The sequence below is a fragment of the Sinorhizobium alkalisoli genome, assembly GCF_008932245.1.
In the GTDB taxonomy this organism is placed as follows: Bacteria; Pseudomonadota; Alphaproteobacteria; order Rhizobiales; family Rhizobiaceae; genus Sinorhizobium; species Sinorhizobium alkalisoli.
This window is the reverse complement of record NZ_CP034909.1, coordinates 2516745-2535556: the sequence shown is the minus strand read 5'-3', so window position 1 is coordinate 2535556 and position 18812 is coordinate 2516745. Positions and strand designations below refer to the sequence as shown.

At 62.2% G+C, this 18812-nt stretch carries 20 protein-coding genes; 14 read left to right on the top strand and 6 right to left on the bottom strand.

Features of this window, described 5'->3' with window-relative positions; translation table 11 throughout:
• Positions 1-190 precede the first annotated feature (190 nt).
• On the top strand, positions 191-334 hold the full coding sequence (locus tag EKH55_RS29440; protein WP_165614710.1) for a hypothetical protein: 144 nt from the start codon (positions 191-193) through the stop codon (positions 332-334).
• 110 nt (positions 335-444) lie between these two features.
• Here the strand turns inward: EKH55_RS29440 and EKH55_RS12350 are convergent, their stop codons facing one another.
• Together EKH55_RS12350 and EKH55_RS12345 are read right to left on the bottom strand one after the other, a co-directional pair.
• Positions 445-1623, bottom strand: coding sequence for an aminotransferase (locus EKH55_RS12350; RefSeq protein ID WP_069458186.1), 1179 nt, complete (start codon positions 1621-1623; stop codon positions 445-447).
• A 48-nt stretch (positions 1624-1671) separates the two neighbouring features.
• The gene (locus tag EKH55_RS12345) at positions 1672-2703 is read right to left on the bottom strand and encodes a LysR substrate-binding domain-containing protein (protein WP_069458185.1); all 1032 of its coding nucleotides are present in this window, start codon (positions 2701-2703) and stop codon (positions 1672-1674) included.
• Positions 2704-2907: 204 nt separating this feature from the next.
• Between EKH55_RS12345 and speB the strand changes: the two genes are divergently transcribed.
• From speB to EKH55_RS12310, 7 genes are all read left to right on the top strand, one after another.
• Positions 2908-3966, top strand: coding sequence for an agmatinase (gene speB, locus EKH55_RS12340; RefSeq protein ID WP_069458219.1), 1059 nt, complete (start codon positions 2908-2910; stop codon positions 3964-3966).
• A gap of 141 nt (positions 3967-4107) precedes the next feature.
• Positions 4108-5187 (top strand): ABC transporter substrate-binding protein, encoded by a 1080-nt coding sequence (locus EKH55_RS12335; protein ID WP_069458184.1) that lies wholly within the window; start codon positions 4108-4110, stop codon positions 5185-5187.
• 162 nt (positions 5188-5349) lie between these two features.
• Complete coding sequence (locus tag EKH55_RS12330; RefSeq protein ID WP_069458183.1) at positions 5350-6387, top strand: ABC transporter ATP-binding protein; 1038 nt, start codon at positions 5350-5352, stop codon at positions 6385-6387.
• Positions 6384-7238 (top strand): ABC transporter permease, encoded by an 855-nt coding sequence (locus tag EKH55_RS12325; protein ID WP_069458182.1) that lies wholly within the window; start codon positions 6384-6386, stop codon positions 7236-7238. Before EKH55_RS12330 ends, EKH55_RS12325 begins: the two co-directional genes overlap by 4 nt.
• Positions 7235-8035 (top strand): ABC transporter permease, encoded by an 801-nt coding sequence (locus EKH55_RS12320; RefSeq protein WP_069458181.1) that lies wholly within the window; start codon positions 7235-7237, stop codon positions 8033-8035. The genes EKH55_RS12325 and EKH55_RS12320 overlap by 4 nt, the downstream gene beginning before the upstream one ends.
• The gene (locus tag EKH55_RS12315) at positions 8032-8811 is read left to right on the top strand and encodes a carbon-nitrogen hydrolase family protein (protein ID WP_069458180.1); all 780 of its coding nucleotides are present in this window, start codon (positions 8032-8034) and stop codon (positions 8809-8811) included. Before EKH55_RS12320 ends, EKH55_RS12315 begins: the two co-directional genes overlap by 4 nt.
• A gap of 141 nt (positions 8812-8952) precedes the next feature.
• Positions 8953-9513, top strand: coding sequence for an NADPH-dependent FMN reductase (locus EKH55_RS12310; protein ID WP_069458179.1), 561 nt, complete (start codon positions 8953-8955; stop codon positions 9511-9513).
• Between the two features lie 160 nt (positions 9514-9673).
• Here EKH55_RS12310 and EKH55_RS12305 read toward each other — a convergent pair whose 3' ends face one another.
• Together EKH55_RS12305 and EKH55_RS12300 are read right to left on the bottom strand one after the other, a co-directional pair.
• Positions 9674-11233: a VOC family protein gene (locus tag EKH55_RS12305; protein ID WP_069458218.1), complete on the bottom strand. Its 1560-nt coding sequence runs from the start codon at positions 11231-11233 to the stop codon at positions 9674-9676.
• Positions 11234-11360: 127 nt separating this feature from the next.
• Complete coding sequence (locus tag EKH55_RS12300; protein ID WP_069458178.1) at positions 11361-12221, bottom strand: SDR family NAD(P)-dependent oxidoreductase; 861 nt, start codon at positions 12219-12221, stop codon at positions 11361-11363.
• A gap of 140 nt (positions 12222-12361) precedes the next feature.
• Between EKH55_RS12300 and EKH55_RS12295 the strand changes: the two genes are divergently transcribed.
• Together EKH55_RS12295 and EKH55_RS12290 are read left to right on the top strand one after the other, a co-directional pair.
• Positions 12362-13114: a Crp/Fnr family transcriptional regulator gene (locus tag EKH55_RS12295; RefSeq protein ID WP_069458177.1), complete on the top strand. Its 753-nt coding sequence runs from the start codon at positions 12362-12364 to the stop codon at positions 13112-13114.
• A gap of 101 nt (positions 13115-13215) precedes the next feature.
• Entirely contained in the window at positions 13216-13602 is a 387-nt protein-coding gene (locus tag EKH55_RS12290; RefSeq protein ID WP_069458176.1) for a response regulator, read from the top strand.
• 143 nt (positions 13603-13745) lie between these two features.
• Here the strand turns inward: EKH55_RS12290 and cysQ are convergent, their stop codons facing one another.
• Both cysQ and EKH55_RS12280 read right to left on the bottom strand, forming a co-directional pair.
• Positions 13746-14525 carry a 3'(2'),5'-bisphosphate nucleotidase CysQ gene (cysQ, locus tag EKH55_RS12285; protein WP_069458175.1) on the bottom strand — a complete coding sequence of 260 codons (780 nt, stop codon included), beginning with the start codon at positions 14523-14525 and terminating at the stop codon, positions 13746-13748.
• Positions 14526-14555: 30 nt separating this feature from the next.
• Positions 14556-14846, bottom strand: coding sequence for a hypothetical protein (locus EKH55_RS12280; RefSeq protein ID WP_069458174.1), 291 nt, complete (start codon positions 14844-14846; stop codon positions 14556-14558).
• Between the two features lie 57 nt (positions 14847-14903).
• Between EKH55_RS12280 and EKH55_RS12275 the strand changes: the two genes are divergently transcribed.
• From EKH55_RS12275 to EKH55_RS12260, 4 genes are read left to right on the top strand one after another with little or no spacing between them, the layout of a single operon-like run.
• The gene (locus EKH55_RS12275) at positions 14904-15806 is read left to right on the top strand and encodes a branched-chain amino acid ABC transporter permease (protein WP_069458173.1); all 903 of its coding nucleotides are present in this window, start codon (positions 14904-14906) and stop codon (positions 15804-15806) included.
• A gap of 4 nt (positions 15807-15810) precedes the next feature.
• Positions 15811-17196 carry a high-affinity branched-chain amino acid ABC transporter permease LivM gene (gene livM, locus EKH55_RS12270; RefSeq protein WP_069458172.1) on the top strand — a complete coding sequence of 462 codons (1386 nt, stop codon included), beginning with the start codon at positions 15811-15813 and terminating at the stop codon, positions 17194-17196.
• Positions 17196-18083 carry an ABC transporter ATP-binding protein gene (locus tag EKH55_RS12265; RefSeq protein ID WP_069458171.1) on the top strand — a complete coding sequence of 296 codons (888 nt, stop codon included), beginning with the start codon at positions 17196-17198 and terminating at the stop codon, positions 18081-18083. The genes livM and EKH55_RS12265 overlap by 1 nt, the downstream gene beginning before the upstream one ends.
• A complete protein-coding gene (locus EKH55_RS12260; RefSeq protein ID WP_069458170.1) occupies positions 18080-18805 on the top strand; it encodes an ABC transporter ATP-binding protein in 726 nt (241 codons plus the stop codon). The genes EKH55_RS12265 and EKH55_RS12260 overlap by 4 nt, the downstream gene beginning before the upstream one ends.
• Positions 18806-18812: the final 7 nt, after the last annotated feature.

Here is an 18812-nt window from a genome sequence, read left to right as displayed (position 1 = left end):
TGCGCAGATTGAAAGAGTTGCAGCGACGCTTTGCGCGTCTGAAAAGAGGCGCGCCGCTGCAGCAAGACGTTGCCGATGCCGAATGCCGAAACGAATTTTCACGTTCCGCGCCATCGGGGGAAATTGATCTCTATAAATTCAATCGAGAATATAGGAGAACTGCTGTCTCGAAACAGCGGAGAGGATGAAAATGAACGCGACCAAGGCGATGATCCGATCCCGCTATCAGGTCGCCGCCCCGGCCAGGCACCGGCCGGTCGCCGTCATGCCTCACAGTCTTGCCGTCCTGGCAGCTTTCGCGTTCGTCTGCGCCCTCATCATCGGCCTGATCTGACCACCTGCGGGAAGCCTCTGTCCTGCGCCCGCTTTCGGACGCACAAAGGGGCTGCACGCGTCTGAGGCCTCTGACCAGACACGCGGCCTGTTCCGGAGATCCCCACGTTCTCAGATGCCCGGTAGAGCGAAGCCGGAGAGCCGTTCTTCGAGCTTCTGGATCGTCGGCACATCCGCGTTGGCGAAGGCGAAGCGCAGGTAATCTTCCTGACCTTCGCCGAAATAGTCGCCTGGCAGGCAGAGGATGCCGGCAAGCTTGGCCAGCTTCTCGGCGACGAATCGCGAGTCGATGTCCGGGAAAGGGTGACGGATATAGGCGAAATAGGCGCCGATGGCCTTCAGCTTCCATTGCGGCAGGCGGCTCAAGACCGTTTCGAGCGCTCTTGCGCGGGCGGCGATCTCCGCGCGATTGCCAAGCCGCCAGTCGGCGAGAGCCGGAAGCGCCTGGGCGACCGCGGCCTGGGCGGCGCGTGGGGCGCAGATCTGCAGGTTGTCCATGACCTTCGTGACCTGCGCGATCAGCGCCGGTCCAGCCGTGATCGCGCCAAGGCGGTGGCCGGGGATGCAGAAGGACTTCGAGAAGCTGTAGAGGCCGATGATACCCTCCTCCCAACCTTTCGCCCGGAGGAGCTCATGCGGCGCCGCGGCAGCATCGGGCAGGAAATCGCGGTAGGTCTCGTCGAGGACTAGCCAGGTGCCGTTTCCGCGGCAGATTTCGTGGATGCGGTGAATCAGTTCCGGCGGATAGACGGCACCGGTCGGATTGTTGGGCGACACGAGCGCCATGGCGCGGACACCCGGACGAAGTGCCGAGGCTATGGTCTCGATCTCCGGCAGGAAGCCGGCGCCCGCATCGCATGGCACGAGCTCGACATTGATGCCGAGCATCGCCAATGTCGTCTCCTGGTTGAAATAATAGGGGTTGGTCATCACCACCGTATCGCCGGCGCCGGCAATCGCCATCGCTGTCGCGGTGAAAGCCTGGTTGCAGCCGGATGTGATGTGAATATTGGCGGCCGTGATTGGAGCGCCATAAAGCGCCGCAACGTGCTCGGCATAGGCCTTGCGCAGTTCCGCTTCGCCTTCGATCGCGCCATAGCCCGCATAGGCCGGCGAGGCGGCAGCCTCGCCAAGCCATTTCAGCATGTCCGAATGGGCGGGATAGCCGGGCACCGCCTGGGAGAGATCGATCAGGGGACCCTTTGCCCCGTCATAGGCTTTCGCCCAGGCGAGCACGGATGGAACCGGCGGCGGCGTAAGCCTTTCGACGAGCGGATTGAAATGCGGCATGGAGCGTTTCCTGTTGCTGGACGGGCCGGCGGTTTCGTCGTCCCGTCTCTACGGTTGGGCCTTGTGCTTCTGCGGGAGGGTTGCACGCCGTGAGGGCGCAGGTTGAACTGCACCCGCTCCCGGCTCTTCGGACTCGCCCGCCTTTTGGATGCGCGAACGAATGATGGTTCGGGCGGACATCTGGAGTTCCGGCATGGGATCGCTCTCGAGCGCCGCGAACAGCCAGTCGATGAAGACGCGCACGATCGGGGCCGCCCGGACCTCGCTACGACAGGCGACGAAGAACGCATCATTGGCCGGTACGGTCAGGTCGAAGGGCGCTATCAGTTCGCCCCGTGCGATCAGGCTGCCGGCAGTGATCGTATCGCCGAGCGCCACGCCCTGGCTGTGCAGGGCACCTTCCGTCGAGAGCCGGGCGTCGCTCATGAAATGCTGGCGACCCCGTTGAAGGTCGGCCGCATCGGCGGCGGCAAGCCAGGTGTTCCATTCACGGCCATCGTCGCCGTGCAGCATCACATGGTCGCGAAGATCCCTGATCGAGCGTAGCGGCCGCATGTTGAGGAGCGTCGGGCTCGCAACGGGGAAAAGCTCCAGTCGGCTCCAGAGCCGGGCCCAGCAGTCGCCCCAATTGCCGTCGCCGTAGAGCAGGCAGACATCCACATCGCGGGAGTGGAGGTTCGCCGCGTCGTTCGAAGCGATCAATGTCAGTTCCACGTCGGGAAATTGCTCGGTGAAGCGATGCAGTCGCGGGATCATCCAAAAGGACAGGAGCGCCGGCACGCAGGTGATGCGGAGCTCGCCGCTGGTCGCGGGGCGCGTCATCGCCGCCGTCGCGGCGGCGATCTCGGCAAAGGCATGGGTGACGGCAGGGAGCAGGAGCGCGCCTTGCGGCGTCAATCTCAGCCGCTTGCCGCCGCGTTCGAAAAGAGTGGTGTTGAAGGACAGTTCGAGCGCACGGATCTGGTGACTGATCGCGCCGTGAGTGACGTTGAGCTCGCGGGCCGCGGCGGAAACGGAGCCGCGCCGGGCAGTCGCCTCAAAGGCGCGCAGCGGGTTCAGCGGGGGCAGGCGGCTCGACAAGCGGAGGCTCCGGACAATGTGTGAGATTTTCTCACAGGAAATGCTATAACAATGTCAATTGATTTTCCAGAGGTTTTGCCCCGTAATGGGCTGAAACAAGGGCAAAAGCCTGGGGAACATGATCGCGCCGATTCCGAACGGCGAAACCGCGGAAATGCCGCGCGATCCCTCGTACCCCAGCCGGGAGATACGGAGATGGCCCGCATGGTCTGGGATGAAAAGAGACTCAGCGCATTGAAGGCGAAGTATGGCGAGAGCCATGGCGGCGAGCTCTTCGATCCGACCTTCCGCAAGGTCGCCGACAAGATCTTCACCAAGGGCGGCACGCGGCTTGCGCCCTATTCCGGCATACCGACCTTTCTCAGCGCACCCTATATGCCGGTCGATGCCGAGCAACCCGATTTCGGCAACCTTCAGGTCGCGATCCTCGGTATCCCCATGGATCTCGGCGTCACCAACCGCCCGGGCTCCCGCTTCGGACCGCGGGCGCTGCGGGCGATCGAGCGGATCGGCCCCTATAATCATGTGCTCGGCTGTGCGCCGGTGCACGACCTTCGGGTGGCCGATGTCGGCGACGTGCCCTTTCGCAGCCGCTACCGGCTGGAACTCAGCCATGAAGACATCGAGACGCGCCTCAACCAGATCGTCGAAGGCGGTGCCGCGCCGCTTTCGGTCGGCGGCGATCATTCGATCACTCATCCGATTCTCAAGGCCGTCGGCAGCCAGCAGCCGGTCGGCATGATCCATATCGACGCACATTGCGACACCGGCGGCGCCTTTGACCTCACCAAATTCCATCACGGCGGCCCTTTCCGCAACGCGGTGCTCGACGGCGTGCTCGACCCGACCCGCGTGATCCAGATCGGCATCCGCGGCTCGGCCGAATATCTCTGGGAGTTTTCCCACGAGTCCGGCATGACGGTGGTCCATGCCGAAGAAGTCAGTGGACTTGGCATTGCGGCGATCGTCGAGAAGGCGAAAGAGATCGTCGGCGATGGTCCGACCTATCTTTCCTTCGACATCGATAGCCTCGACCCCGCCTTCGCGCCGGGAACCGGGACGCCGGAGGTGGGCGGCCTCACGACCCGCGAAGTGCTGGAACTGATCCGCGGCCTCAAGGGCATCAATCTCGTCGGCGGCGACGTCGTCGAGGTGGCGCCGCAATACGACGCGACGACGAACACCGCCCATGCCGGGGCCCAGGTGCTCTTTGAAATCCTGAGCCTGATGGCGTTCAGCCCGTCGATTGCCGGCGAAGGCTGACCTTGGTACGGCGCTACTCCAATGGAGATGCGCCAGCGGGCATTGCAAGGCGTATGATGTCGCCTCGGCGGCATGAGCAGAAAACAACAACAACGACAATAGGGAACGCGGCGACAGCCGCAAAGAATAAGGAGACAGGCGATGAAGATCAATTCCATCAAGCGCCGCACGCTGCTGGGGGCGGGGCTTGCCGGTGCGACCGCACTGGCGATGCCGGCGGTGCTGAGAGCCCAGGACCGGTCGTTGAAGGTCGGCGTCTATGGTGGCTATTTCAAGGACTCGTTCGACAAGAACATCTTCCCGGATTTCACCAAGGCGACCGGTATTGCCATCGAGTCGGTGGCCGAGCCGACGGGAGAGGCCTGGCTGGTGCAACTCGAGCAGGCGGCCCGCGCCGGCCAGGCGCCGGCGGACGTTTCGATGATGTCGCAGGTGGCGATGCTGAAAGGGCAGTCGACCGAGCTCTGGACACCGATCGACATCGCGAGGATCAAGAACAGTTCCAGCCTGCTCGACCGCTTCATCAACAAATATCCGGATGGCCGTGTCGCCGGCGTCGGGGCGGTCTCGTGGTACATCACGCTGGTCACCAACACCAATGTCTACAACGAGCCGCCGACCTCTTGGGAGGCCCTCTGGGATCCGGCCAATGCCGACAAGCTCGGCTTGCTTGCACTGGTCTCGAACTCCTTCCTGCTCGAAGTCACCGCCAAGACCTTCATGGGCGGTACCGATGCGCTAGACACGGAAGAGGGCATCCTGAAGGCCTTCGATAAGCTCGCCGAGGTGAAGCCGAATGTGCGGCTCTGGTACCGTGACGAGGCGCAATTCGAGCAGGCGCTGAAATCAGGCGAAATACCGATGGGGCAATATTACCACGACGTCACCGGACTTGCGGCCGCCGAAGGCCATCCCGTCCGTTCCACATTCCCGAAGGAGGGCGGCATCCAGGATTCCGGCTGCTGGGCGCTGTCGCGTGCTTCGCAGAAGGTAGAGGAGGCGCATATCTTCATCGACTATATGTGCCAGCCTGCGATCCAGGCGACGCTGTCGCGCAAGGTCGGCACCTCACCGACGGTCAAGCGCGAGTCGATGGACCTGACGGAGCAGGAATTCGCGGCCGTCTCGTCGGATATCGAGCCGATCGTTCCGCGCTACGACCTTTACCAGACGAAGTCGGACTGGCTGAACCAGAAGTGGACGGAGCTCATCGTCGGCTGATGTGCATCCGTCTTTTCCGGTCTCCCGCGCCGATTGCGGGATCGGGGATCGACGTCCTCTAATCGTTCGCGGCTTAGGATAAGCTTGTGGAACGGAACTTGAAAGAACAGCCGCAGCGACCATGGGCCCGACCGGGCCCTGGCCTGGCGGGGCGGAGAATATATGTCGGGACTTGAGCTCCAGAATGTCGTCAAGGAATTCGGTGCCTTCCGGGCCGTCAACGACGTCGACCTGACCGTGCCGCATGGCACATTCGTCTGTATGCTCGGCCCATCGGGGTGCGGCAAGACCACGCTGCTTCGGATGATCGCCGGTCTCGACCTGCCGAGTTCGGGGGCCATCAGGCTCGACGGCGACGACATCACCCGCGTGCCGACACACAAGCGCAATCTCGGCATGGTGTTCCAGTCGCTGGCGCTGTTTCCGCATCTGACGGTCGGCGAAAACATCGCCTATCCGCTGCGTATCCGCAAGGCTCAGAAGGAGGAACAGAGGCGGCGCGTCGACGAACTTCTGTCGATGATCCATCTTCCGGGCTATGCCGACCGGCCGGTCTCCAAGCTCTCCGGCGGACAGCGCCAACGCGTGGCGATTGCCAGGGCGCTGGCGATCTCGCCCAAGCTGTTCCTCCTCGACGAGCCGCTTTCCGCGCTTGACGCCAAGCTGCGCGAGGCAATGCAGGTGGAGCTTCGGCAATTGCAGCAGAAGCTCGGCATTACCACGATCGTCGTCACTCACGACCAGCGCGAGGCGATGACGATGGCTGACACGGTCGTCGTCATGAATGGCGGCGAAATCCGCCAGGCGGCTTCACCGATCGAGATATATCGCCGCCCTGCGGACAGTTTCGTCGCCGACTTCATCGGCCAGACGAACCTCATCGAAGCGGAAGCGGACGGCCAGGGCCGCGCGACGGTATTCGGCCAGGCGGTCGCGGGTCTGCAATTGCCTCCCGGCGCGCGCAAGGCGACGATTTCCATCCGCCCGGAAGATGTGCACCTGACCGCGCCCGGTGCCGGCGCACTTTCAGGCACGGTCACATTCGTGCGCGATCTCGGCGGCACCATCGAGACCTTCATCGACGTCGCCGGCCACCAGATCGTCGCGGTCTCGACGCCGCGGGCCCGGCCGCAGGTCTCCGCCGGCCAGCCGGTTGGCGTCGCGCTCACCCCTGACGTCTGCGTGGTGCTCGGCAAATGAGACGCGAACCGCCCAAGACCTTTGGCGACTACGCGCCGCTTCTCTTTCCGGCGGGGATGCTCACCATCTTCTTCGTCGTGCCCTTCGGCACGATGATCGCGGTCAGCTTCTTCCAGCGCCAGCAGGGCGGCTTCTACACGCCAGCCTTCGTGTTCGACAATTACGCCCGGTTCCTCTCGGGTTTCTTCGGCGGTGTGCTTGGCTTTTCGCTGATGCTGGCGATCGCCGTCGCCGTCTGCTGCGTCGTGCTGGCGTTGCCCTTTACCTATCTCCTGACGCGCATGGCGCGCAGCGTGCAGGTCCTCTGGCTGGTCGCCCTCCTCTCGGTCCTGTCACTCTCCGAGGTCATCATCGGCTTTGCCTGGTCGACGCTCTTCTCGCGAACGGCTGGCATCACCAATATCCTCGTGGCGCTCGGCGTCATGAGCGAGGCCAAGGCATTGACGCCGAGCTTCGCCGCGGTGCTGACCGGGATGGTCTATCAGGCATTTCCCTATACGGTGCTCGTGCTCTTCCCGGCGCTGGTCCGTCTCGACCCGACCTTGACGGAAGCCGCCCGCACCCTCGGCGCCTCGCCGCTCAAGGCTTTTTTCACCGTTGTCGTGCCGGCGCTTCGAAACACCATTACCGCAACGCTGATTATGGTCTTCATCTTTGCGCTCGGCTCCTACCTGCTTCCGCAGCTTCTCGGCCGTCCTCAGCACTGGACGCTCTCAGTGTTGATCACTGACCAGGCGATCTACCAATCCAACATGCCGTTTGCCGCGGCCATGGCCGTTTTCCTGGTGTTGGTAACGCTCGGGCTCGTGGCGTTGACCGTTGTCGCCGGACGAAGAGGAGAGGCAGCATGACGGCCGTCTTCCGCAACTTCTATTTCTTCGTCATAGCGCTCTTCCTCGCGCTTCCCTTGATCGTCGTCGCTGGCGTGTCGGTCAACCAGAAGCAGACGCTCGCTTTTCCCCCGGAAGGCTTTTCGACGTCGTGGTACGGGGAAATCTTCCTGAACCCCGAGTGGCGCAATGCGCTCGTCGCTTCGGTCACGCTCGCGCTGCTTTCGGCGGCGCTCGCCGTCGCGATCGCGCTGCCGCTTGCCTGGTTTCTGTGGCGGCGGGTGGCGCCCTGGGCGAGCATCTTCCAGCTCTTGGGCGTTGCGCCCTTCACGCTGCCGCCGGTGATCACGGCGCTCGGCATGCTCACCTTCTGGGCGACCGCGGGTTTTTACGGCCAGCCGTGGACGGCGGTCGTCAGCCACGCGATCTTTTTCGTTACCCTGCCGCTCGTGACGCTCTCGCTCGGCTTTACGTCCATCGATCGTTCATTGGTCGAGGCTGCCGCCACGATGGGGGCGGACGAGCGCACCATTTTCCGCACCGTGGTGCTGCCGCTGATCCTGCCCTATATCGTTTCGGGCTATGCTTTTGCCTTTGTGCTCTCGCTCAACGAATATATCGTTGCCTATATGACGGTCGGCTTTACGATGGAGACGCTGCCGATCAAGATCTTCAATGCGTTGCGCTATGGCTATACGCCGACCATGGCATCGGTGACCGTCCTTTTCGTCGCGACGGCGGCGGTGATCTTCGGTCTCGTGGCGCGTTTCGGCGATTTGCCGAAGCTGCTCGGCGCCATGGCATCGGATGGAAAGTGATGAAGCTTGCGGGTCTTCAGATGAGAAGCGTCGGCGGCGACATTGCCGCCAATCTCGCACGGATCGAGGGCGCGGCGGCAGAGGCCGCGGGTAAGGGGGCGACCTTGATGGTGACACCCGAACTCAGCATCACGGGCTATGGTGCCGGCGCCCTCATCGCAGAGCTTGCGCAGCCCGCGGACGGTTCGATCGTAGTGCAATTGCAAAGGATTTCCCGCGCCACCGGCATCGCGATTATCGCCGGTTTTGCGGAGCGGGACGGCGACGCCGTCTATAACAGTGCGGCCTGCGTCGACGGTGACGAGGCGCCGATAGTCTATCGGAAGTCGCATCTCTATGGGGACTATGAGCGCGCGCTCTTCACGGCGGCGGAGCCTTCGACCCGGCTCTTCGAGCATGGGGCCGTTACCTGCGGCATGCTGATCTGCTACGATGTCGAGTTTCCGGAAAATGTCCGCCGGCTGGCGCTTGCAGGCGCCGAGGCTGTGCTTGTTCCGACAGCCCTGCCAGCGGGCTGGTCGGGCAACTTCATCACCGAACATATGATCCAAACCCGTGCCTTCGAGAACCAAGTCTTCGTCGCATACGTCAACCATTGCGGTTCCGACGCGATGTTCTCCTTTGCCGGTTCGTCGCGCATCGCTTCGCCGGATGGGCAGATTCTCACGAGAGCCGATTCCGCCAATGAATCCTTGTTATTCGCCGAGATCGATCCGCGGGCCTTTGCCATTTCCCGGGCGGAAAATACCTATCTCCGTGACCTGAAAGGCGCCTGATCGCTCCTCTTTTCTGTCTGAGATCGGGACCGTGCGGAACCCAGGAAGGGCCGGCAAAGGATTGCGACTTTCCTTTTGCTTTTGCGCCTCTAGTTCTAACGGAAGTGCGGCACGCTGTCGTCTTGCGGAAGTGGAGAGGCCATGACGAAGATTCTCGGCATATCGGGCAGCCTGCGGAAGGCATCGTTCAATACGGCGCTCTTGAACGCCGCCCAGAGCCTAGCGCCCGACGGTGTCGAGTTCGAGACGGCAACCTTGCACGGCATTCCGCTCTACGACGGCGATATCGAGGCCGAAAGCGGTGTGCCGGCGGCAGCCGAAGACCTGAAACGGAAGGTCATGGCGGCGGCCGGGGTGATCCTTTTCACGCCGGAATACAACAATTCGATCCCCGGTGTGTTCAAGAACGCCATCGACTGGCTGAGCCGCCCGCCTGCCGACATTCGCAAGGTGTTCGGTGGCCGGCCGTTCGCACTTGCCGGCGCGTCTCCGGGCAATTTCGGCACGATCCTTAGCCAAAACGCCTGGCTCCCGGTCATGCGAACGCTCGGTGCCGATCTCTGGTCGGGCAAGCGCTTCATGCTGCCCAAGGCAGAACCGCTCTTCGAGCAGGGCCGATTGACCGACGAACAGACAAGCGAGCGTCTGCGCGGCTTCGTCAAGGCTTTTGCGGACTATGCGGCCGCGGCAGGGGCGAGGTGAACGGTTGCTACAAGCCTCGTTTTCCGGCATGGCCCGACTGGATCAGACGACCAGAAAGTCGTCGAAGACCGGTGCCGGGTGCGCCGGTGGTGGTCAGCACCGAGAAGATGGCATTCTCCAGCCAAATCGTGCGAGGCCAGGGTCGGACGGGCTAAAAGGACTATATACCATTCTCCGCGAGCCAGCGGCGAATGGCCTCGATATCGCCGTCGCCGATACCGTGGTGCGTGTCGATGTCCAGCGCTTCGAGATTGGCGCCGGTGTCGCTGAGAATGCGCTTCAAGGTAGGCGCATGCTTGCCATAGGGGTCGTCCCTGCCGGTCAGCATCAGGATATTCGTTGAAGAGAGATCGGCTGTCGGCGGCACTTCGAGAGCCGACATCGCCCGCATCAGCACGGCGTTAGCGATCACGCCGGGATGAAGCAGCATCACCGCCGCCAGCAGATTGGCGCCGTTGGAATAGCCGATGAAGATCACCTTGCCAAGGTCGAGCCCGTAGCCGTCGCGCGCCCCTTCCAGGAAGGCGACGAAGGCCTCGGCCTCCGAGCGGATATCCTGCTGGTCGAAACTTGTCATCGTGAGGCGCCGGAACCAGCGGGGAAAGCCCTCTTCGGTGCTGCGGCCGCGCACGCCTAGGAGCGTAGCCTGCGGATCGATCTGGTGGCCGATGGGGAGCATGTCCGTCTCGTTGCCGCCGCTGCCGTGGAGCAGCACGAAGGTACGGTCGCTCGTCTCGTCCGGGTGGTAGAAGCGATGGACGAAGGGCAGGTCGCGGCGCGTCAGGCGCGGTTCGCCCGGTAGAGCGAATTGCGGCAGCCGCACGAGCGTGGCGGCGGCATTGCTGCCGGCGAGATGCGGCGGCAGGAAGAGCTCGGTACCGAGCGCGTCCGGCGGCTCGTCGACGGCAAAGCCGGGTCCGTCGGTCGCAAGCTCGAAGAGCGAGCCTCCCGGTTCGCGCACATAAAGGGAAAAGAAGTACTTCCGGTCATGCGCGTTGGTGGCGCCGGCGTGTTCCTGTTCGAGATCGGCCCTGACGGCAAGCACCGTTGCCTCGTCCGGCGCGCGGAAGGCGATATGGTCGATGGTGCCGGTGCCGGGCGCGGCCGTCCAGAAGCCGGTCGCGTCGCGCACATCGATGACGTCGCCGGAGGGCGAGGTGAGGCGGCGGATCGCATCCGCTGCGACTGTCTCGCGATAACCGAAGTGGCTGCGGAGGAAATGCGCCGTCTCCTTTGGCCTTTCCGTGAGCACGGTCGCGCCCCGTAATCGCCTGATCGAGTCGGTTTCGGGAATGTCGCGGCTTGCCCAGGGCGCCGGTTCCGCCAGCGCGTCCGTGCCGACCAGTTTGACGATGATGCCGTCCGGATCCTTGAGCCTGAGCACCGGCTCGCCGAATTCCTGTGCCGGGCCGGTCGTCCGGATGTTGAACTGCAGGGCGCGTGTAAGCCAGAAGCCGATGCTTTCCGGCGGCATGGCGAAGGCGATCTCGCTCGGCTGCCCATGGCCGACACGCCCCGGCGAGCCGTCCTCCCAGATCAGGAAGGTGACGAGCGATCCGGGCGAACCCGAAGCGTCACCATAGAAGAGGTGCAATTGATTGGGGTCCTCGAAGCCGCCGGTCCGCTTGACGAGGTGAAGGCCGAGAAAGTTCAAGTAGAAATCGATATTCGCCTGAACGCGGCGGCTGATCAGGGTGATATGGTGAATGCCGCTGGTCACGATTTCTTCCCTTTCGCGAATGCGATTTACAGCGCCGCTCGTCTTTTCAGACGCGCAAAGGTCGCTGTAACTTTGAATCTGCGCATCGAGCTTTCCGAAAATCGGATGCGATTTTCGGGTCGATGCGTTAGTCCCGTTTCCCGGCAAGGAATGCCTGGAACGATGCCTGGTAGTTCGGATGCCACCGCGAAAGGGGTGGGCGGTTCTCGACGACATCGCCGGCCGCCCACAGGATGCGCTTCTCGTCCGTCGGTCGCTGGACCTCGTTGTCGGGGCAGAGAATGTAGAAATCGCCGCCGGCGAGGCTTTCGAGCATGAAATCGACTGTCTGTTCCGGCGTCCAGGCGCCGGCCGGCTTCTCTGTGCGGCCATGCGCCGTCAGCGCCGTATAGACGAAGCCGGGGATCAGGAGATGCGCGTTGACCTTGCAGCCCTCCGTATTGCGCAACTCGTGCTGGAGAGCTTCGGTAAAGACCTTTACCCCCGCCTTCGCGACATTATAGGCGGGATCGCCGGGCGGCGTGGTGATGCCCTGTTTCGAGCCGGTATTGATGATCAGTGCTGGTTCTCCGTGGGCAATCATGGCGGGCGCGAAAATGCGCGAGCCGTTGATCACGCCCCAGAGATTGACGGACATCACGGCTTCCCAATTCTCCAGCGGACCGAACATCGAACTGCCGGGCTGGATCCCGGCATTGTTCATCAGGACATGGACATGGCCGAAGCGCTCCTGCGTGGCACGCGCCAAGGCGACGATCTCGTCCGGCCGCGAGACATCGGTGGCGATTGCTGCGACATCCGCGGTGCTACCCGCGGCAAGCTTCGCCACCGAGGCCTCCGCCGCCTGCAGACGATCACCGGCGAGGTCGGCCATAACAACCTTCATGCCGATGCTTGCGAAGTGCCTGGCGGCAGCAAGCCCGATGCCGGAGGCGGCGCCGGTGACGACGGCAACGTTGTTTTTGGCGATGGCGGAATAGGACAACATGGTTCACAATCCTGCTTGCGACGGGCGATCGACGAGAGATAGGGCCTGGCGGCGCGCAAGTCCATGACGGGAACCGCGCGCGTCGCGCCAATTCTGTCACGAGGCTCCCGCGCAACCTGCCAAGCCGCCGCGAGCATCCGATGGCAAACGAAGACAAGTTCAGCAAGGCAACGCCGTGCGAGGCCTGTCCCCTGCGCCCGCTTGAGATTTTTCGTCCGTTCCAGCACGACGAGCTTGCCTTCGTGGCGAATTTCAAGATCGGCGAGCGGTCGGTCGACGGCGGGGGAACCATCCTGTCGGAAAGTCAGCGGAGTGAGCATCTCTTCACGGTTCTTTCCGGCTGGGGATTTCGCTACAAGGTGCTAAAAGATGGGCGGCGACAGATTCTGAACTACGTCATGCCCGGAGACATGGTCGGGTTGCAGGGCACGCTGATGGGTGAAATGCAGCACTCTATCGAGGCGCTTTCGCCTGTCACGCTCTGCGTGTTCAAGCGGAGCGGCCTGGAACAGCTCTACAGGCAGCACCCGGATCTCGCCTATGACATCACCTGGATCGCCGCCCGGGAAGAGCGCATTCTGGACGAGAATCTGTTGAGCATCGGTCGGCGCTCCGCACTCGAAAGAGCCGCCTATCTCCTCGCTTTTCTTTACCAGCGCGCGGAGACGCTGCAGCTCTTCCGAGGCGGCCGCAACGCCCTTCCGCTGACGCAGCAGCATGTTGCCGACACGCTCGGCCTTTCGATCGTTCACACCAACAAGACCCTGCGGAAGCTTTCCGGCCGCGACCTCATCCGTTGGGCGGACAGGGGCTGTGAAGTTCGCGATGTGCGGGGGTTGCTTCGGCTTGCCGGTTGGCAAGGGCTCGGCGAATCGAAACGGCCGCTGATCTGACGGGGGCGGTATGTCTTTTTTAAATGCCGAAGTCCGGTATTCACACTAGCTTCGCTGGCCGGCTTCCGGAACGGACGCCAAGATCGAGGAACTTTACGTCGATGACAGGCGGTGAGAATGTGACGAAGATCCAGTCGGTTCTTGTCCTTGAGGACAATTTTCTGATCGCCTTGGACATGGAGGAAATGCTCGCTGCGTTGGGCGTCACTCACGTTTACACCGCGACGACAGCAGAAAGAGCGATGGAAATCGCAACCGAGCACCCGATCGATTTCGCCATCGTCGATATCAGGCTCGGTGACGAGACGAGTTTCACGGTTGCAGAAGCGCTCGTGGCGCGGGGGATCAAAATCGGCTTCACCAGCGGCTGCGGCGAGATATTGCCCTTGCCCAGCCATCTGCGTGACGTTCCCCGGATCGAAAAACCCTTTACCGAAGGGTCCCTCTGCAGCCTCATTGCTGCTGGACTGCGGCCGCGCTCGCCCTGACCTTCGTGCCCTGCAGCGGCGCGCGTCCTTTACAGCGCCGCGTCTTGTTAACGCGCAAGGTCGCTGTAGCAGTTTGAATTGCTGCATGTCCTTGAATCGAGGTCGATTAAAGGAGGCATGCAGTGGGATCCGCGGCCGATGCGCTAAAACCGCCTCGCGCGCGCGATGAACCATGGGTTGGCGAAGTCGCTGTCGTTTGGCTGGTCGCGTTTGCCGTAGGCGAGCGGCTGGCCTTCCACGGTCAGCGTTTCACCGCCCGCGGCCCTCAGGACCGCGTCGCCCGCGGCGGTGTCCCACTCCATCGTGCGGCTGAAGCGCGGATAGAGATCGGCCCGGCCCTCGGCCAGCAGGCAAAATTTCAGCGACGAGCCGATCGTCTCGCAGTCGGTGATGCCCTGCTCCGCGAGATAGGCAATGGTCTCGGCACTGCTGTGCCGTCGGCTCGCCACTGCCACCGGCCGATCCGGGATTTGCCGGCAGCCGATCCGGCTCCAGCCGCCGGCGATTCGACCAGCCGCGACCATTGCTTTTTTCGCCTGTCCGTCCTTTGCCGCATAGATGACGCCAAGCGCCGGCGCATAGACGACGCCGGCGACCGGCTCACCGTTTTCGATGAGACCGATATTGACGGTGAAATGGTTATCGCGATCGACGAATTCCTTCGTGCCGTCCAGCGGATCGACGAGAAAGAAGCGCTGGCCGGCTATGTCGGGAACATTTCCCGCAGCGACCGATTCTTCGGCAATCACCGGGATATCGGGGAAGGCCGCGGCAAGCTCGGCAAGGATCATGCGCTCGGCGCGATGGTCTGCGTCGGTCACGGGTGAGGTGTCGGCCTTATAGGTGACTGCAGGGCCGGCATCATAGACTTCCAGGATCGCCTGTCCGGCTGCCATCGCTGATCTTTCCAAGATGCCGAGCATTCTCGTTCCATTCCTGCTTGTCCTGCCGTCCTACGTCAGATCCGGGGCCGGCATTTTTCCGCCGCTTCTATCTTTCAGACACGTGAAGTTCGTGTAAAGATCGGCGATCAAGAACGGCTGTTTGCCGGCGTCCTTGAGGCAGACGCGCCATTTTCGCGGGCAGAATGATGAATTCGCAAGCGAATGCTGCATCTTTTTTGATTTCTGGCTGGCAAAAGGGGCGTCGAACTGACTTTTTCGCGGAAGAATCCGCAATTCGCGCGATTTTTGGCTTTCATTTTCGATCGAAAGAGGTATGAAATCGCCGCAGAGCACGCTCATGAGTGATAACTAATAACAAGAGGCCGGACTTTCGGGATCTGGTCCAGGGGAAGATTGATGGAGTACTTCGTCCAGCAGCTCGTCAACGGGCTGACGCTTGGTTCTATTTATGGTATGATCGCGATTGGTTATACCATGGTCTACGGTATCATCGGCATGATTAACTTCGCTCATGGCGATATATTCATGCTTGGCGGCTTCACCGCGCTGATTATTTTCCTGCTGCTTACGTCTTTCCTCGCAGGTGTGCCGGTTGTCCTGGCGCTGCTGCTGATGATGATCGTCGGTATGCTTACGGCGGCGCTTTGGAACTGGACCATTGAGCGGGTGGCCTATCGTCCGCTGCGTGGATCCTTCCGGCTGGCGCCGCTGATCACGGCGATCGGCATGTCGATCGTCCTGTCGAACTTCATCCAGGTGACGCAGGGTCCGCGCAACAAGCCGATTCCGCCGCTCGTCTCTTCGGTCTACAATGTGTTCGGCATCACGGTTTCGCTGAAGCAGATCATTATCGTGATCATCACCGCGGTTCTTCTGTCCGTCTTCTGGTACATCGTCAACCGCACCCCTCTCGGTCGCGCGCAGCGCGCCACGGAGCAGGACCGGAAAATGGCGGCGCTGCTTGGCGTCGACGTCGACCGAACTATTTCGGTGACGTTCATCATGGGTGCGGCGCTCGCCGCGGTCGCCGGTACGATGTACCTCATGTATTATGGCGTCGTCGTCTTCACGGATGGCTTTGTTCCGGGCGTAAAGGCCTTCACGGCAGCTGTTCTCGGCGGCATCGGCTCGCTGCCGGGCGCCGTTCTGGGCGGACTGCTGATCGGCCTCATCGAGGCGCTGTGGTCGGCTTATTTCACTATCGACTACAAGGACGTCGCGACCTTCTCTATCCTCGCGATCGTTCTGATCTTCAAGCCGTCCGGTATTCTCGGACGACCGGAAGTCGAGAAGGTATAATTCCATGGCAAATGTTGCTTCCACGACTGCAAGCGCCGGCACCGAGGTGACGGCGCGGGCCCTCCGCGAGGCCGTCTTCGCGGGGCTCATCACGCTCGGATTGTTCGTCCTCTTCGTCGGCCTCGAAACCGACCAGAACATCCGCAACGAACTCGTTCTCAGGCAGCGCTGGGGGCTGCTGGCCATCTTTGTCGCCGTCGCCACGGTCGGCCGGTTCCTGATCGTCGCCTATGTCCAGCCTTGGCTCGCCCAGCGGAAGGCCGCGAGGGCGGCGGCGCCGGACATTGCGAAGGGGGAAAGCTTCTTTAGCCGCAATTTTTCCAAGATCGCGATTGTCGCTCTGGCGCTTTACCCGCCGGTCATCCTGGCCCTTGTCGGCGTCCAGGGTTCCCTGAAGTGGGTAGACAATTTCGGCATCCAAATCCTGATCTACGTGATGCTTGCCTGGGGGCTCAACATCGTCGTCGGTCTCGCCGGCCTGCTCGATCTCGGCTATGTCGCCTTCTATGCGGTTGGCGCCTATTCCTATGCGCTGCTCTCCAGCTATTTCGGCCTGTCCTTCTGGGTACTGCTGCCGATCGCCGGCATTCTCGCGGCTCTCTGGGGCGTGATCCTCGGTTTTCCGGTTCTGCGCCTTAGGGGCGACTACCTGGCGATCGTGACGCTTGCTTTCGGTGAAATTATCCGCCTCGTGTTGATCAACTGGACCGAGGTCACCAAGGGAACGTTCGGGGTCTCCGGCATTGCCAAGGCGACGCTGTTCGGCATCAAGTTCGATGCCTCCAAGGATGGCTTTGCAGCCCTGTTCGGCCTGCCGTTATCTTCGGCCTACTACAAGATCTTCCTCTTCTATCTGATCCTCGCACTGGCGCTGCTGACCGCCTACGTCACGATCCGCCTGCGCCGGATGCCGATAGGCAGGGCCTGGGAAGCGCTTCGCGAGGATGAGATCGCCTGTCGGTCGCTCGGCATCAACACGACGATGACTAAACTCACGGCCTTTGCTACGGGAGCGATGTTCGGCGGCTTTGCGGGTTCCTTCTTCGCCGTCCGCCAGGGCTTCGTCTCGCCGGAATCCTTCGTGTTCCTGGAATCGGCCGTTATCCTCGCCATCGTCGTTCTCGGCGGCATGGGGTCGCTGACGGGTATCGCAATCGCGGCGGTGGTGATGGTCGGCGGCACGGAAATCCTGCGCGAGCTCACTTTCCTCAAAGCGGTCTTCGGGCCGACCTTTACGCCTGAACTTTACCGGATGTTGATCTTTGGCCTGGCCATGGTCGTCGTCATGGTGTGGAAGCCGCGCGGCTTCGTCGGATCGCGCGAGCCGACCGCGTTCCTCCATGAGCGAAAGGCCATCTCCGGCAGCTTCACCAAGGAAGGGCACGGCTGATGGCCCTCGAGACAACGACAATGACAAATGACCCCATTCTCAAGGTCGAGCACCTGTCGATGCGCTTCGGCGGTCTCATGGCCATCAACGACTTCTCCTTCGAGGCGGCGCGGGGCGAAATCACCGCACTGATTGGCCCGAACGGGGCCGGCAAGACGACGGTGTTCAACTGCATCACCGGCTTCTACAAGCCGACCATGGGCATGATCACCATGAGGCAGAGGTCCGGCGGAGAGTTCCTCCTGGAGCGCCTGCCGGATTTCGAGATCGCCAAGCGTGCCAAAGTGGCGCGGACCTTCCAGAACATCCGGATGTTCTCCGGCCTGACGGTTCTCGAAAATCTGCTGGTGGCACAGCACAACAAGCTGATGCTGGCCTCCGGTTTTACCATCCTCGGCCTCTTGGGCTTCCCGGCCTATCGGCAGGCCTCCAAGGAGTCGATCGAGGTTGCAAAGCATTGGCTCGAGATGGCATCGCTCGTCGACCGTGCGGACGATCCGGCGGGCGACCTGCCCTATGGTGCACAACGGCGACTCGAAATTGCCCGCGCCATGTGCACCGGTCCGGAATTGCTTTGCCTCGACGAGCCGGCTGCCGGTCTGAACCCGCGCGAGTCGCTCGCCCTCAACGACCTGCTGCAGACCATTCGCGGCGAAACAGGGACGTCCATCCTGCTGATCGAGCACGACATGTCGGTGGTGATGGAGATATCCGACCATGTGGTTGTGCTGGAATACGGGCAGAAGATTTCCGACGGCAATCCGGATTACGTGAAGAACGATCCGAAGGTCATCGCGGCCTATCTGGGCGTCGAGGACGAAGAGGTTGAAGAGGTGATCGAAGAGATCGAGGAAATCGAAAGCGAGCAGGGAGGCATGACGCAATGACTGCTCCGCTTTTGAATGTGAGAAGTGTCGAAACCTATTACGGCAATATCCGGGCGCTTTCCGGCGTCGACGTCGAGGTTCACCGCGGGGAAATTGTCTCGCTGATCGGTGCGAACGGCGCCGGAAAGTCGACGCTGATGATGACGATCTGCGGCAGCCCGCAGGCGCGCACCGGCTCCGTCGTTTTCGAGGGACAGGACATCACGCGTCTGCCGACGCACGAGATCGCCCGCCTACGAATCGCCCAGTCTCCGGAAGGGCGGCGGATCTTCCCGCGCATGACGGTTCTGGAGAACCTCCAGATGGGAGCGAGCCTTGACAATCTGAAGCACTTCAAGGAGGACGTCGAGAAGGTCTTTGCGCTTTTTCCGCGCCTGAAGGAGCGTCAGACCCAGCGCGGCGGAACGCTTTCCGGCGGCGAGCAACAGATGCTGTCGATCGGCCGGGCGCTGATGGCGCGGCCGAAGCTGCTGCTGCTCGACGAGCCGTCGCTAGGCCTTGCGCCGCTGATCGTCAAAGGCATTTTCGACGCGATCAAAAAGCTCAACAAACAGGAGGGGCTGACGGTCTTCCTGGTGGAGCAGAATGCCTTCGGCGCGCTCAAATTGTCCGATCGGGCCTATGTTCTGGTCAATGGCCGGGTAACGATGAGCGGGTCGGGCAAGGACCTGCTCGCCAACCCGGAAGTTCGCGCCGCCTATCTCGAAGGCGGCCGTCACTGATGCGCCG

What these genes read in the sequence shown, in the direction of transcription:
- EKH55_RS29440 (WP_165614710.1), top strand. Translation starts at nt 191, where the DNA reads ATGAACGCGACCAAGGCGATGATCCGATCCCGCTATCAGGTCGCCGCC.
- EKH55_RS12350 (WP_069458186.1), bottom strand. Translation starts at nt 1,623, where the DNA reads ATGCCGCATTTCAATCCGCTCGTCGAAAGGCTTACGCCGCCGCCGGTT.
- speB (WP_069458219.1), top strand. Translation starts at nt 2,908, where the DNA reads ATGGTCTGGGATGAAAAGAGACTCAGCGCATTGAAGGCGAAGTATGGC.
- EKH55_RS12335 (WP_069458184.1), top strand. Translation starts at nt 4,108, where the DNA reads ATGAAGATCAATTCCATCAAGCGCCGCACGCTGCTGGGGGCGGGGCTT.
- EKH55_RS12330 (WP_069458183.1), top strand. Translation starts at nt 5,350, where the DNA reads ATGTCGGGACTTGAGCTCCAGAATGTCGTCAAGGAATTCGGTGCCTTC.
- EKH55_RS12325 (WP_069458182.1), top strand. Translation starts at nt 6,384, where the DNA reads ATGAGACGCGAACCGCCCAAGACCTTTGGCGACTACGCGCCGCTTCTC.
- EKH55_RS12320 (WP_069458181.1), top strand. Translation starts at nt 7,235, where the DNA reads ATGACGGCCGTCTTCCGCAACTTCTATTTCTTCGTCATAGCGCTCTTC.
- EKH55_RS12310 (WP_069458179.1), top strand. Translation starts at nt 8,953, where the DNA reads ATGACGAAGATTCTCGGCATATCGGGCAGCCTGCGGAAGGCATCGTTC.
- EKH55_RS12300 (WP_069458178.1), bottom strand. Translation starts at nt 12,221, where the DNA reads ATGTTGTCCTATTCCGCCATCGCCAAAAACAACGTTGCCGTCGTCACC.
- EKH55_RS12295 (WP_069458177.1), top strand. Translation starts at nt 12,362, where the DNA reads ATGGCAAACGAAGACAAGTTCAGCAAGGCAACGCCGTGCGAGGCCTGT.
- EKH55_RS12290 (WP_069458176.1), top strand. Translation starts at nt 13,216, where the DNA reads ATGACAGGCGGTGAGAATGTGACGAAGATCCAGTCGGTTCTTGTCCTT.
- cysQ (WP_069458175.1), bottom strand. Translation starts at nt 14,525, where the DNA reads ATGCTCGGCATCTTGGAAAGATCAGCGATGGCAGCCGGACAGGCGATC.
- EKH55_RS12280 (WP_069458174.1), bottom strand. Translation starts at nt 14,846, where the DNA reads ATGAGCGTGCTCTGCGGCGATTTCATACCTCTTTCGATCGAAAATGAA.
- EKH55_RS12275 (WP_069458173.1), top strand. Translation starts at nt 14,904, where the DNA reads ATGGAGTACTTCGTCCAGCAGCTCGTCAACGGGCTGACGCTTGGTTCT.
- livM (WP_069458172.1), top strand. Translation starts at nt 15,811, where the DNA reads ATGGCAAATGTTGCTTCCACGACTGCAAGCGCCGGCACCGAGGTGACG.
- EKH55_RS12265 (WP_069458171.1), top strand. Translation starts at nt 17,196, where the DNA reads ATGGCCCTCGAGACAACGACAATGACAAATGACCCCATTCTCAAGGTC.
- EKH55_RS12260 (WP_069458170.1), top strand. Translation starts at nt 18,080, where the DNA reads ATGACTGCTCCGCTTTTGAATGTGAGAAGTGTCGAAACCTATTACGGC.